General features: G+C 43.9%; 14 protein-coding genes. 8 read left to right on the top strand and 6 right to left on the bottom strand.

The features are described from left to right. Together C7Y66_RS19080 and C7Y66_RS19075 are read left to right on the top strand one after the other, a co-directional pair. Positions 1-1,084: bifunctional diguanylate cyclase/phosphodiesterase (locus C7Y66_RS19080; protein ID WP_146149821.1), on the top strand; the 1,084-nt coding region annotated here is incomplete at its 5' end. Positions 1,085-1,478: 394 nt separating this feature from the next. Further along, complete coding sequence (locus C7Y66_RS19075; RefSeq protein WP_106546783.1) at positions 1,479-1,712, top strand: hypothetical protein; 234 nt, start codon at positions 1,479-1,481, stop codon at positions 1,710-1,712. A 12-nt stretch (positions 1,713-1,724) separates the two neighbouring features. On the opposite strand, the gene nadB is transcribed toward C7Y66_RS19075, so the two are convergent. The 3 genes from nadB to C7Y66_RS19060 all read right to left on the bottom strand — a co-directional run bounded on the left by nadB (position 1,725) and on the right by C7Y66_RS19060 (position 4,939). Continuing rightward, positions 1,725-3,443 carry an L-aspartate oxidase gene (gene nadB / locus C7Y66_RS19070; protein WP_106546782.1) on the bottom strand — a complete coding sequence of 573 codons (1,719 nt, stop codon included), beginning with the start codon at positions 3,441-3,443 and terminating at the stop codon, positions 1,725-1,727. A gap of 157 nt (positions 3,444-3,600) precedes the next feature. Further along, positions 3,601-4,041 carry a photosystem II complex extrinsic protein PsbU gene (psbU, locus tag C7Y66_RS19065; protein ID WP_106546784.1) on the bottom strand — a complete coding sequence of 147 codons (441 nt, stop codon included), beginning with the start codon at positions 4,039-4,041 and terminating at the stop codon, positions 3,601-3,603. A 115-nt stretch (positions 4,042-4,156) separates the two neighbouring features. Then, complete coding sequence (locus C7Y66_RS19060; protein ID WP_106546781.1) at positions 4,157-4,939, bottom strand: DUF3120 domain-containing protein; 783 nt, start codon at positions 4,937-4,939, stop codon at positions 4,157-4,159. A 362-nt stretch (positions 4,940-5,301) separates the two neighbouring features. On the opposite strand from C7Y66_RS19060, the gene C7Y66_RS19055 reads away from it, so the two are divergent. The 3 genes from C7Y66_RS19055 (at position 5,302) to C7Y66_RS19045 (ending at position 8,574) form a co-directional block, all read left to right on the top strand. Continuing rightward, positions 5,302-5,571 carry a hypothetical protein gene (locus C7Y66_RS19055; RefSeq protein ID WP_106546780.1) on the top strand — a complete coding sequence of 90 codons (270 nt, stop codon included), beginning with the start codon at positions 5,302-5,304 and terminating at the stop codon, positions 5,569-5,571. Between the two features lie 252 nt (positions 5,572-5,823). Further along, the gene (locus C7Y66_RS19050) at positions 5,824-6,852 is read left to right on the top strand and encodes a CHAD domain-containing protein (protein WP_106546779.1); all 1,029 of its coding nucleotides are present in this window, start codon (positions 5,824-5,826) and stop codon (positions 6,850-6,852) included. A gap of 99 nt (positions 6,853-6,951) precedes the next feature. After that, positions 6,952-8,574, top strand: coding sequence for a hypothetical protein (locus C7Y66_RS19045; protein WP_106546778.1), 1,623 nt, complete (start codon positions 6,952-6,954; stop codon positions 8,572-8,574). A gap of 19 nt (positions 8,575-8,593) precedes the next feature. On the opposite strand, the gene C7Y66_RS19040 is transcribed toward C7Y66_RS19045, so the two are convergent. The 3 genes from C7Y66_RS19040 to C7Y66_RS30595 all read right to left on the bottom strand — a co-directional run bounded on the left by C7Y66_RS19040 (position 8,594) and on the right by C7Y66_RS30595 (position 10,979). After that, complete coding sequence (locus C7Y66_RS19040) at positions 8,594-9,586, bottom strand: carboxylesterase (protein ID WP_233222750.1); 993 nt, start codon at positions 9,584-9,586, stop codon at positions 8,594-8,596. A gap of 158 nt (positions 9,587-9,744) precedes the next feature. Further along, a complete protein-coding gene (locus C7Y66_RS19035) occupies positions 9,745-10,770 on the bottom strand; it encodes a phosphate/phosphite/phosphonate ABC transporter substrate-binding protein (RefSeq protein ID WP_106546776.1) in 1,026 nt (341 codons plus the stop codon). Further along, positions 10,746-10,979, bottom strand: coding sequence for a hypothetical protein (locus C7Y66_RS30595; protein WP_146149820.1), 234 nt, complete (start codon positions 10,977-10,979; stop codon positions 10,746-10,748). The genes C7Y66_RS19035 and C7Y66_RS30595 overlap by 25 nt, the downstream gene beginning before the upstream one ends. A 106-nt stretch (positions 10,980-11,085) precedes the next feature. Between C7Y66_RS30595 and C7Y66_RS19030 the strand changes: the two genes are divergently transcribed. The 3 genes from C7Y66_RS19030 (at position 11,086) to C7Y66_RS19020 (ending at position 13,689) form a co-directional block, all read left to right on the top strand. Continuing rightward, positions 11,086-12,555 (top strand): carotenoid oxygenase family protein, encoded by a 1,470-nt coding sequence (locus C7Y66_RS19030; protein ID WP_106546775.1) that lies wholly within the window; start codon positions 11,086-11,088, stop codon positions 12,553-12,555. Positions 12,556-12,653: 98 nt separating this feature from the next. Further along, positions 12,654-13,223 (top strand): protoporphyrinogen oxidase HemJ, encoded by a 570-nt coding sequence (hemJ, locus tag C7Y66_RS19025; protein ID WP_015155509.1) that lies wholly within the window; start codon positions 12,654-12,656, stop codon positions 13,221-13,223. 226 nt (positions 13,224-13,449) lie between these two features. Next, the gene (locus C7Y66_RS19020) at positions 13,450-13,689 is read left to right on the top strand and encodes a hypothetical protein (RefSeq protein ID WP_106546774.1); all 240 of its coding nucleotides are present in this window, start codon (positions 13,450-13,452) and stop codon (positions 13,687-13,689) included. Positions 13,690-13,823 lie beyond the last annotated feature (134 nt).

Here is a 13,823-nt window from a genome sequence, read left to right as displayed (position 1 = left end):
TAGCATTACTTATCTTGCTTTTCTTCAAGGTTGGTGGCTGCCTGTTATCCCACCTTTACTGGCGCTATTTGCTGTATCCGGTCTAATGACTGCTGGCAACGCTCAGTTACAAGAGGAGTTCAAGCGCTCTAAAGATTTTTTACAGGAGATAATTAATACGATTCCCGATCCGATTTTTGTCAAGAATAAAAAGTATCGTTGGATCGTATTGAATGAAGCTTACTGTCGCCTGATTGGTTATCCGTTAGCAGAATTAATTGACAAGTCGGAAGTCGATTTTTTTTCTCCCCAAGAAGCAGAAGTTTTTCGCCAGCAGGACGATCTGGTTTTTCGTAGTAACATGACTATGGAACACGAAGAAGAATTTAGCGATGCCAGCGGGACGACTCATTTAATTTCTACGAAGCGATCGCTCCATCGAGATGCGGCTGGCAATCTATATCTAGTGGGTGTCATCCGAGATATAACCGCACGCAAGCTGTTAGAAGAGGAACTGAAGCGTCAGACAGCGGATTTAGTCCAATATAATACCGAGCTACAGCTTTCCGAACAAAGACTCCGCCATCTGGCTTTACACGATCCACTGACGGGTTTACCAAATCGACAGCTATTCCTCGAACATCTGAACCAGTCAATTGCTTGGGCGCAAAGCCATCAGTTGTTGGTAGGGCTATTGTATATCGATCTAGATGGCTTTAAACAGGTCAACGATACTTTAGGACATGACTGGGGCGATCGCTTATTAGTTGCTGTTTCCCAAAGACTATCTGGGTGTTTGCGTCACAGCGATATTGTTTCTCGTTTGGGTGGTGACGAATTTACCGTTATCTTGCCTGCAATTCCAGAAGTCAGCGTTGCCGAAAAAGTAGCAAATAAGATTTTGGCAACTCTGTCCGAGGTTTTTGCGCTTAACGAACAAGCTCTTTCAATTACAGCTAGTGTGGGAATTGGCGTTTACCCCCTGCATTGCGATACCATTGACAGTCTGATTAAGCAGGCTGATACTGCGATGTACCGAGCAAAGCAGCTAGGGAAAAACTGCTATCAAATAGCAGTTGCTATCTCTAGTCAAACTAATTTGTAAAGCTAATTTGTATTAACGATCGCAACACGTAAATCCTGCTAAAGACGGATTAGCTTCAATTGCCACAGAACAAGCATTTTATTTATCTCTGCTGTGAGATAGATGCAAAACTACGTTACTTTTAGCTGAAAGGGCTTTCTAGCTCTAAAAACTTAACTTGAACCATCAATTTTTACTTCTCTCTTTGGAGAGACTAGTTCTTCTATCTGTAGACGGAGTGAAATTTAATTTGCGGCTGAATAAAATCATGTCTGTTCCGTAAATTGCCTGATGTGATTGTAGTAACTATAAGAGATATCTCTACATTCTGTTTATTAATGTATAAAAATTACATAAACCAAATTAAAAACTAGTAATACCACTGAGGAAGTCAGATAAAATACGAGGTATCTAAATGCGTAGTAGTTCAGCAACAGCCATGTCCGACAGCCTCAAGAATACTATAGTTACAGTCGTACTTGGCTTGCAGTTGCTTGTTTTTTGGATTACTGGCAGTGTTGACACCTTAGTCAATTTTGTAACTAGTTTCTCGGATGCTCCTCCGGCGATCGCCCAAATCAGTCAGATCTACCAACCACCAATCTCGATCGGTAGTCCTAGTAGAACAATCGGATCTGGTACGAGGTAAGCAAATTAATTGTTAAGTTGCGGTCGGTTCGGATTTCCACCACTGTTCGTACTGGATCAGAGTATGAGCTTGCCAGTGAGGATCGGTATGAGGATAATCTAAGCGGTAATGTCCGCCTCGGCTTTCGGTACGAAAGGCAGCACTTTTGAGAATTAAGTAAGCAATATCAAGAAGATTGCGGGTTTCGCTCCACAGACGCAAAGACTGCTCTATCTCAAGAGAATTTGTCGGAAGATTGGCTGAAAGATCGGAAACATTGATATGGGCTGGTTGTCCAGGCGGAAGTTGAAGCAAAAACTGACTCAAGGGCAGAGTAATAAATGCTTGTTGCCACAATTGTACCTGCGCGATCGCCCGCTCTAATCCTTGCTGTTCGCGGCAGATACCCGCACTCTGCCAAACCAAACGCGGCAGTTCGTAACGGATAGCTTCAATTTTGGTTTGCTGGCTCAGCCAATCACTCTGTGACAGGCTAAACGACAAAGGGTAAAGACTAAAATCCGATCCGGTGTATTCATCCTTCCTCCCTTCTACTTCATCTTTCAACAGAGCCATTTGCGCCCCAAAGACAACACACTCCAGCAAAGAATTACTTGCTAAACGATTCGCGCCGTGGACTCCCGTACTAGCTGTTTCTCCGACAGCATACAAACCAGGGATTGAAGTGCGGTTCGCTAAATCTGCGGCAATTCCTCCCATCCAGTAGTGGGCGGCGGGAGCAACTGGAATTGGCTCCTGAAAAACATCGATGCCCCAGTGCTGACACACTTGAACGATATTGGGAAACCGCTGACGAATTTTTGCCTCTGGGATCGAGCGCAAATCTAACCAGACGCAGGCAGTAGCAGGATCGGCTGAGGTACGCTGCAAATGGCTGTATATGGCACGACTAACAACGTCTCTGGGTGCTAGCTCTCCTGCTGGGTGATAGTCAAAAGCAAAGCGCTTACCCGTATCATCCATTAAATGCGCTCCTTCACCGCGTACCGCTTCGCTGATTAAGAATCGGTCTGCTCCAGGTTTGGTCAGAGCAGTCGGGTGAAACTGGACGAATTCTAAGTCTCGCAGCATGGCTCCAGCCCGCCAAGCGATCGCCACGCCATCACCCGTACTCAACTTGGGGTTGGTTGTCTGGGCAAAAACTTGACCTCCGCCACCTGTTGCTAGGACGACAGCACGAGCGCGCAACCAGAGAATGCGATTGCTATCAAAGAGACTAATACCTTCACAGTGTCCAGTTTGGGGGTTAAGCCACAGACTTAAAACTATGGTTTGGGGAATAACTTGAATGTTCTGGCGTTCGAGAACCCGCGCTGTCAGGGTAGCAATGACCTGGCGACCAGTAGTATCGGCGGCGTGGAGGACGCGACGACGGGAGTGAGCAGCCTCTATGGTTAATGCTAATTCGCGATCGCGACGGTCAAAGGCAACCCCCATGTCTACCAAAGATTGAATGGATTCCGGTGCTTTGTGAGCCAGAAACTCTACAGATGCGCGATCGCACAACCCAGCCCCCGCTTGCAGCGTATCCTCTACATGCAACTGAGGAGAATCATCAGCCGCGATCGCCGCAGCAATTCCACCCTGCGCCCAATCACTTGCAGACAGATTTATCGTTTCTTTTGCAATTAAACCGACGCGAAAGTGGCTTGGTAGACACAGTGCCGTGTAGAGTCCAGCGGCTCCGGCTCCTACGACTATGACATCAAAATGGTTGAGGTTTTGTAGCAAGGGTTGTTGGTTGATAGTTGATAGTTGTTGGTTGACTGAATATCTTTGTAGAGACGTTACATGTAACGTCTCTACACAAATAACCAATAACCGAGTAAAAAATAACCCACTCTAGAAATAGGGTGGGCTGAGGCTAAATTGTCAATTCAAAAAGGATTTATCTGTAGATGCCGTTGTTATAGCGATCGTCACCCATTGTGTAAGCAGCTTCTACATCAGTAACGGTAAAGTTACCGAGGTTAGCTTCTAGAGTTTGTTTTTGACGCTCGGATAATCCTGGCATCTCCATTACGTCCTCTACATTCTCATAGGGAGCGTTTTGAACGATTTTACGAGCTAGAGTGGGATAAAGTCCCGGGTATCTCCGAAAAGCAGCAACGTTTGTGTTATTTAAATCGATTTTCTTGCCAAAGTCTGTTGCCAGCTTCGCATCTGCTCGATTGCTCGATTGAGCCGGAGACTCTACAGCTAGGATTGGTACGGTACGCAGGCTAAAATCGCTAAGACTAGCAGCGATCGCGGGTTGGGATATGCCCAGCCATCCCAAACAACCTACCAATACACTCAAAATTGTTAATAAACGGATCAATTTTTTCACAGTTTCTCTACCTCTTTGCATCCAACTGAAATCAGCACACAGCTAGTATCAGAAACTAATATATAGCTTATTGACTACCTGAGTATCAGACAAGGCGATCGCTATCTGCAAAAATTTAAGCTAGTGCCGCAGCTAGCCAGAATAAGCTATCTACTAAAATTGTACTCAACACTGCTCCACTAAATGCCCACCAGTGAGTCTGTCGAGCGCGCAAGGAAAAGACTCCCCCCGCTAGCAACACCAACACTAAGACCGCTGCCCAACTCAACCCCCAAGGGGTATACACTTGTGCCAAGGCACTGCGAAGAATTGGTGCGACTAACGTTGGTTCGACCTGTACGACTTGCCTCCAGTAAGGGATTAGATCGGCAATGTAAAAGTAGAGGTCGGTGACGACTGTACCTAATAAAGAGCCTAGATAGAAAAAATTACCGACTTTGCCCCAATTACGCCGCAAACAGACGATCGCAAACGGTAGCCCGATCGCCTCAACTGGAAGATGTAGCAGTGGTTCCCAGCGCAACCATCCCCAATAAATCGAGCCAGCTAACCAACTCCAGCTAAACCCCAAGAGAATATCGCCCCATAAATGGCTAGAAGGACGAGACATCAATACTAAACTCAGCCACACCCAAATTAGGGTTATTCCCAGACTGAGTAGTGGTAGCGATCGCACCAGCGGCGCTTCAATAAAAACTGGTACAGATACCAAAAATACAGCCGCTCCAAATGCCCACCATGTTTGCTGCTTGGCTTTTTGAGCTGAGATGGATTGTACTAGATCTAAGTTTGACGATTCTAAATTTGATGGCTGGACGATGGTATCGCTCGTTTCAGTTGAGACTGAGCGAATCGTAGGTGTGGGACTGGTGTAGGTAGGCAAAGTAGAATTAATCAATTGAATATTAAAATTTGTTACTTATTTTAATCTTATTCAATATATCACAATGTAAATCCCCCCCTGGGGCATATATATACTATCTCAATAATCATTGTTTGAATAGTTGTTAGGGAGCAGGAGTTGTAGGGGCGGGTTTAGCAAAGGATTCATGCCTGGGAAGAAGAAATCTTGGTTCAAAACCCGCCCTTGCACTGGTACGGGCGGGTTTTCTCGTGAATTGACCGATTTTGAATTGTATTGTCTCTTTGTTAATTTGGTACATTTGTACTATAATAATGATAGATGTTGTCGAGTTAGCTGAAGCAAAAAACGGCTTGATGGTAGCTCGATTTGATGCAAGATAAACTCAAAATTGCTCTATGACCAAGCACTATATTCTCAGCCTTAACCCCACTGCTAAGCATGACTGGGATCGGTGTATCCTGCGCGATCCAATTACTGCCAAGCGTCCAGAGATCGCAAAATTGATTGCTGAAGCTATTGGTGCGGAACCTGGTACATATCTAGTGTCCGTCAATATTGAAGTCAAGGTTTTGGAACAAGTACCAGATCCACAAGCAGAACAACTACCGCTTAGTGCCGTAGAGTACAACAGCGATCGCGCACAGTTGCAAGAATTAGCCGCCTAATCGAAAAGTTAGCAACCAAGATTTAGCGATTGGCGTATTGCCCTGGAGCAATTCAGATCGACTCAAAATTTCAAAATATAGATTTCGAGTAGCCTGGATAAGTCGTAAGCCTTAAGTGAAAATACTTATTGCTTGCGGCTTTTTGCTGTTCTTTCTGTCTGAGGTGGAATAAAGGCGATCGCGGCTGCGTGTTAGTATAAGAAACTCAAAAATAAGATAGGGCTGTAAAGCAGATAGAGCGGGGTATAAAGTATGGCATCGTCTACACTAAGCGGCAAGAATACTTTAGGCGATCGCGCTGTGCTGGCAATTAAAAAGCACTTTGAAAAATTTCTCAAACACGAAGCAGACGTAATCGCAGATAGCGATCCAGAAGCATTGCATCAGATGCGCGTAGGAATGCGGCGTTTGCGGAGTGCGATCGCGGGTTTTGCGCCAGCCATCGACTTACCGAAACCAGTCCAAGAAAAAAAAATTGGTAAAATTGCCCGTATTCTGGGCAGTTTGCGAGATTTAGACGTACTGGGAGAATCATTAGAAAACAAATATAAACCCGCTTTACCTGCTGACGAACAAGAACAATTGGATACAGCGCTGGTTTACCTGTATAAGCGGCGACGGAAGGCTTTTGCGAAAGTGCATGAAACTTTAACAGGCGATCGCTATCAAGAACTGAAGCAGGCTTTGGAAAAATGGCTATCTCAGCCACAATTGCAACCAATCGCGCAGATGCCAATTCAGGCGACTCTACCAGATTTACTTCTATCTGAGGTTGGTAGGCTACTTTTACACCCAGGTTGGCTAGTAGGAACTAAATTACAAGACGAACAGGTAGTAGTACAAACAGGACAAACACCAGCACAGGCTAAACAACAACTAATCGATAACGCCCCTCTTCTCCACAGTCTGCGTAAAGAAACCAAACGCGCGCGCTATCAAATGGAAGTATTTGATAACTTCTATGGGGCTTCCTACGAAACTTATCTTGAAGATCTAAAAGCCATTCAGAGCATTTTGGGACAATTTCAAGATAGTGCCGTACTATCTGAGTTTTTAGCAGATGCTTTGCAAACAAAAATTGAAAAAACCATGCCAACTCTCGCTAATTTATTAGCAGAGCATAATTACCAAGCTTGGCAACAATGGCAAGCTCTACAACAGCGATATCTCAACCTGGAAAGTCGCAAAGGCTTGCACTTGTCAATTTTGATGCCCACTTGGGAAAACGTCAAGAACGGGCAAAGTACAGAACACGATACCGTTCTGAGTCAACAGATTTAACGGTTATCGGTGTAGAGACGTTACATGTAACGTCTCTACAGCGCACCACTCAACGACCAATGCCAGATATAATCTTTACCACGATTGGGTAAAGACGACATGGCAAAACCAGTTACAGATGATATGCGTGACTTGAAAACACCGGATGATGTCATCATTCGGGCTGAAGCACGCAAACCGGAGACAGATCCCACTCTTGGTATTGGCGTACAAGTCAACAGAGAAGGTACGCCTCGGCATCGTCTAGTAACAATTGGTGATTCTCTGACTCAAGGCTTTCAAAGTGGCGCAATTTTTAATACTCAAATTTCTTTTCCAGCCTTAATTGCGCGGGAAATGGGTTGGACTGAGTTCCGCTATCCCACTTACAATACTCCAGGTGATGGGCTGCCGTTAAATTTAGAACGGTTGGTACGAGAACTAGAACAAAAAGTAGGCGATCGCATTGATGTTTGGAATTTTATCCCGACGCTATTGTTTTTACGCAACTATTTAGACAAGTTAGAAGATTATTGGGAAAGGGGTGAAGGCGCTATACTACCCTCTCAAAAAGAGATTAACCACAATCTAGGAGTTTATGGTTGGGATTTACGGAATATCCTATCTCGTAATGCAAGTAGCTGTTTAGAATTAATGAGTCGAAAGATTCCGAGAGAAGATGTTTTTCGTCAATTGGTCGATTACCATAACGAACGAGCAGCGCTGAGGGTATTAAACTCTTCGGTGCGGAGTCAAACAGGTGAGACATTAACTCCTTTGCAAGCTGCAACCACACTTGGTGCTGAGGGAACGCCAGAAAATGGCGATGGTGATGGGATCGAGACGCTAATTATGATAATTGGTAGCAATAACGCTCTCGGGAGTCTCCTCACCTTTAAGATTGCTTGGAGCGATGAAGGTTACGATGATATGGAGATCAACGATCGCTATACGCTCTGGCGACCGATTCATTTTAAAGCTGAGTTAGACAAAGTTGTAGCGGAAGTTAAGCGAATTCGCGCCCGTCACGTTATTTGGGCTACAGTTCCCCACGTAACGATCGCCCCGTTTGCCCGTGGAGTAGATACTAAAATTAGAAAAGATTCTCGCTATTTCCCTTACTATACATTGCCTTGGGTTAGCGATGCAGGTTTCAATCAAGACCGACATCCAAACTTGACTGCATCAGAAGTCAGAGCAATAGACAGCGCGATCGACCAGTATAATGACTGTATTATTGATGCCGTGCGAAAAGCAAGAACAGAAGGTCGAGATTGGTATTTGTTCGATTTAGCTGGACTCCTCGATCGCTTGGCACAAAGGCGCTATATTGAAACTCCTAGAGCAAGACCGAGTTGGTGGAAAGAAATTGGTGGTGAATATCAGTTACCGTCACAATTGCAAAAATTAGACCCAAAGCCAGACTCTCGCTTTTCGATCTCTGATGCTACGGGACGCAAGCAAGGTGGGTTGTTTTCCCTTGACGGCATTCATCCCACAACCATTGGTTATGGCATTATGGCGCAAGAGTTAATTGCAATTATGCAAACAGCTAGCGTGGAGTTTTATGACGAGCGAGGTAACTTGCGCCAAGGTAAAGTTGAAATTGATTTTCAGCAGTTAATCGATCGAGATACGCTCATTTCTAACCCGCCAAAAGCGTTTGAAAATTATTTCAAAGCAGTTGGTTGGCTCGATCGGTACTTGAGTGTTTTCGGAAATTTGCTGAAGTCAAACTATTAAATTGAGTTCGCGCAGTAGTCTAGTCTCTCAGTTTTTCGATAGAAGTATCAATAATTCCCATTATCGTCGCCATTGCAGATGCAATTCGCCCATGCAAGTTTAATTGTGCGATCGCAGTTGGAAAATCAGCTTGTTTCAGGCGATCGCACAATGTTACCATTTCTGCCCAGGTAGCATTGCTATTAACATACGCTAAAGTTAGAGAAATCAACAGATCGACATGTTCGTTTCCTTCTGCTTGAGTCATCATGTTATGGGGAATATCCCACACATCATCAAAACAGACATACCAAGATTTAGGCTGTAACTGAACTGCGGCGTTAAATAACTTTTCGTGTTCTCGATTTCCTACAGCGCGATCGCTTTCACTTGATACAATTAACATTGGTGCTGCCTTTTGAGTTTGGGCTTTTTCTAATACCTCCGTTCCCATATCTAAAAAAACTCGTAAAGCTGGCATGGCAAAACCATCATAACCAAAACTAGCTACTTGAGGGTCTTGCCACCATTCAAAATAGATATTAAAAATTCTGACAAATAGATCGACGACTTTATTACTTCCACTTAAATAGGGTGCAAATATTAAAGTCTTATTAATTTTACTGGGATATTCTAAAGCTAACCATGCAGCTAAAGTACTCCCACCAGATAAACCTCCAATAATAATTTCTTTGCCTCCACGAGCAATTTCTAACCAATGACAACCAAATTCTTGATAAATTTGGGGATCTTCTGGTAGTGGTGGCGGATTATCTCCATTCCATTCACCTGCAATACCATGTCCTGGTAGTAAGGGAATTAGAACGTGATATCCGGCTTGATAAAATGCTTTACCTATCAGGGCAAATTGTTCGGGAACTGCCGTAAATCCATGAAAGAAAAGACAAATTTTTTCACTATTCGGCTGGATTAAAAATTGCGATCCAGTCGTTTCTGCTATCAATGACAGTTTGCTTTCTGTAGCTTGAACTTCACGGGCGATCGCTAATAACTTATTGGAATATTTAGACATTTTTATGACAAAATAGGGAATAGGGAGTAGCGAATAATATACATGAAAACTTTAGTTAGAAGAATTTGTTTCTGCGATCTGATAGTTTTATCTACTAAATCTTGAACTTTAATTAAAGTTTTTGCTAAAACCTCCAGAAAAATACTGACTAGATAAACTCAATTGTCCTCTGCTAAAATCCTTGATTCTATCTTGTCTAGATTTGATATATTATGTTCTTGTACTCGTGTACGAATCGCTGTTTCAAGCGACGATTGCTCTTGACAAAACAATTTAATTGGTACTTGCCAGTTAAAGTAATTTTGCGTCGATTTGAGGCAGCTAGAAACTTCTTCAGCTCTAGTGATAATTTTTCTGAGTTCGCTATAGTCAGGAATTTGACCCGCAATATATTTAGCTTTAGCTTTAATTTCTGGATTGGCGTTGAGCATGGCTATTTTAATTAATTCTCGATCGAAATTCAAAAGCCGAGGAGATAAATAAACTCCTACACCAGGAAGAGGCTGACTAATATAGATCGCTCGTAATGCTGGGTCGTCTTTAATTGCGGTATACAGACCAGCACCAATATCAATTTTTCCAGTCTTAACTAAATTTATCGCTTCTCTAGGGTGATAGCCTCTACCAATTTTAAGTGTTTTGCCATATAAAACATAAATTGGGATGAGAAAAGTTGGGACTGATGCGGAACTACCTAAAGCAATCGTCGTGTTTGGTTGAATATCGGCAATAGATTTAATCTTACTCTCAGCTTTCACAAATAACGCTGCTCGATAGTAAAGTGGTCGATCGGGGTACATGACAGCAATGCCAGTGTAGTTATTATCCTCAGCAGCAATAGAAAAGCCGGGAGAACTAGTAAAAGCAATATCCCACTCTTTGAGATCGAGGCGATCGCGAATTTCTGGAAAAGGCGTATTGCGATCGACGATTACCCGAACCCCCAATTGCTCCTGTAAATGGGTAGCTAAAGCCTGATAATCTTCTATGGGAGCTGTAGCACTCACTCCAATTTTCAGCGGTTGTGCTTGTAAGTCTCGATAGCAATTCGTCCAAAACCTTTTTTCTCCGGCTGCACAAGGTTGCACCCAGCGCCAGATACTCAGTACTATACCAGCAATGACCGTGGTAGATGCAAAACCAATTAGCGACCACAGAATTATCGTTCTGCCAGGATGAGGCATCTCAAAGTAAATGTAATAGAATACACAAAGCCGATTGTTAAATTGAGTTTCCTCACAAACAGACTCAGCTTAGCCTTCCTCAGTTCCGTAACTCGTGGTGCGTGGTGCGTGGTGACTGATAACTGATAACTGATAACTGACAACTGATAACTGTCTTTAGGACGAGCGATCGCGCTTAGATTATCACGACTATAGAAATAGGAATACACGACATTCTCGTTTGAGTTCTAAGACGCGCGACTGAGTATATTTCTAGCGTCATTGGAATTTCACAAATGACCAATGACCAATGACCAATGACAATTTGTAACATTAATGCAGACAACTACGAAACCTTCCACAACGAAAGCTTGGGCAAAAGCGATCGCCCAACCCGCAACAGAATTTTCTCCCACTCCCCTACCTGTCATAGCTGGGGAAATCCCCTCTAATTTACGTGGAACTCTCTATCGCAACGGTCCCGCCAGATTAGAACGGGGTGGAATGCGGATGGGACATTGGTTTGATGGTGATGGGGCAATTCTCGCCGTTTATTTTAATTCTAATTCCCCCCTTTCTAAGGGGGGTGAGGGGGGCGAGGGGCGTGCCATCGCCTCATACCGCTACGTGCAAACTGCTGGTTATCAAGAAGAAGCCGCCGCAAATCGCCTGGTGTATGGTAATTATGGGATGACAGCCCCAGGTGCGTTCTGGAATCGATGGTTGAAGCCAATAAAAAATGTGGCAAATACCTCTGTTTTACCTCTACCGGATAAACTCTTAGCATTGTGGGAAGGTGGTAAACCGCACGCCTTAGACTTGCAGACTTTGGAGACAAAAGGCGAGGACAATTTATCTGGATTAAGTAATGGTTTACCTTACTCTGCCCATTACAAGTGCGATCCGCACACGGGAGAAATTTTCAACTTTGGGATTAGCCCTGGAATTAACGCCAAACTGAATCTCTATAAAAGCGATCGCACGGGTAAAATTCTGCAAAAAGCTACATTTACCTTAGATGGCGTGCCGATCGTTCATGATTTCGTCCTAGCAGGACAGTATTTAGTCTTTTTCGTGCCTCCAGTTAGGGTAAATGCGTTACCTGTGCTGTTAGGCTTGAGTTGTTACAGCGATGCTTTAGAATGGCAGCCGCAACTCGGCACTCAGTTTCTCATATTCGATCGCGAAACCCTTACCCTTGTCAGTCGTGGCGAAACCGAACCTTGGTATCAATGGCATTTCGCTAACGGTTACGTCGATCCTAGCGGTACGATTATTGTGGATTTGGTGCGGTATGAAGACTTTCAGACCAATCAATATTTAAAGGAAGTGGCAACGGGACAAACTCATACGCCTGCACCCAGTAGTTTATCGCGAGTTCATTTGAATCCGAAATTGGGTAAGGTGACGGCGATCGAGCAAATTCTAGATCGTGATTGTGAATTTCCGATTGTACTGCCTCATTTGATTGGGCAAGCTGCTTCTCCTACTTTTCTCTCCGTCCATCGTCCGGGGTTAGATATCGGTACAGAAAGGTTTGGCGCGATCGCTAAATTTGACTCGCAAACTCAATCTCTGACGATCGCAGATTTTGGCGAAAATTGCTATCCAATGGAACCAATTTTTGCCCCCGATCCGCAAAATCCTGCTGCTGGTTGGATCGTTACGGTAGTCTATGACGGAAATCGCGATCGCAGTGAGGTCTGGATTTTCGATAGCGATCGCTTAGATGCATCACCTGTTTGCAGATTGGAATTACCTAGCATCGTACCGATGGGATTTCATGGCGCGTGGCGACAAGCGTAAATTTTGTTGGATTTAATGTCGCGCAGAGACGCAAAGGCGCAAAGATCTGAAATGGTATAACATCCAAAGTCTAAAATTCAACATCCAAAATTGGTATCATGGCTTATTTTTGGTTTAAAGCGTTTCATCTCGTCGGCATTGTCGTTTGGTTCGCTGGGTTATTTTATTTAGTGCGGCTGTTTATCTATCATGTCGAGGCTGACGAACAGCCGGAACCCGCCCGTACTATTCTCAAGAATCAGTATCAATTGATGGAAAAGCGATTGTATAGCATTATTACCACTCCTGGGATGCTGGTGACAGTCGCAATGGCAATTGGGTTACTGACAACTGAACCGGAAGTTCTGAAACAGGGATGGTTGCACGTCAAGTTAGCATTTGTCGTGCTTCTATTGGGCTATCATCACTACTGCAAGCGGCTGATGCGACAGTTAGAAAAAAATGAGTGTAAGTGGAGCAGTCAGCAATTACGGGCGTTGAATGAAGCCCCAACTGTGATGTTAGTGGCGATCGTATTGCTAGCCGTATTTAAAAATAACTTACCTACAAATGCTACCGTCTGGGCAATTTTCGGCATGATTGTGGCAATGGCAGCAACAATTCAACTTTACGCCAAAAAGCGGAGGTTGGATAAGGAAAGGTTAATAGCACAAGTACCGCAAGAGTGATTGATGGTGGGCATTGCCCACCGACTTTCTAGCTTTGGGTAGATCTACGGTTACGCAGGTTTTGCCTCTACAGACAGAGTAAAATTGCGTACATAACTGCAAACATTACGGAGTCTCTTATAGAAGTCAGAGTTTATGTGTAGCAATGTTTCAACTTCTGTTGCCTCGAAAAGGCGATGAGCTATTCTAAAGAAAGTCTAAAGAAAACCTTAATTTTTTGTTTGTTATGTACGCAACCGAAACCCGCAACATGAATTCAACCATCCTACGGCAGCTATGGTCTGCGGTAGAACATACTCAAAGCAGCATTCTACTCAGACTGAGTGACTCAGAATTAGTCTCGCACTTGCTCGCAGAACTTGGCAACCAGCAACCTTTGGATCGAGAAGCGATGGTGAATGTGAGTACTTACTTGCGCGGGAAAACGTCTTTGATTCGCGACCTCGCTCAATCGCGTTCGTTCTAGTTGATAATTCCTATTGTTCGTATCGTTGCATTAGTCACTTTTTAAACCGAGAAGTACTGCCAGGTATAATTCACCACTTCGTTCGATTGACTCTGGCAAAGTAGTACAATCTTTTAAAAACATTTTTACAAATC

It is taken from the genome of Chroococcidiopsis sp. CCALA 051 (assembly GCF_003015105.1).
GTDB lineage: Bacteria > Cyanobacteriota > Cyanobacteriia > Cyanobacteriales > Chroococcidiopsidaceae > Chroococcidiopsis > Chroococcidiopsis thermalis.
Note: the sequence above shows the minus strand (reverse complement) of the source record. Positions and strands in the feature narration are given on the sequence as shown.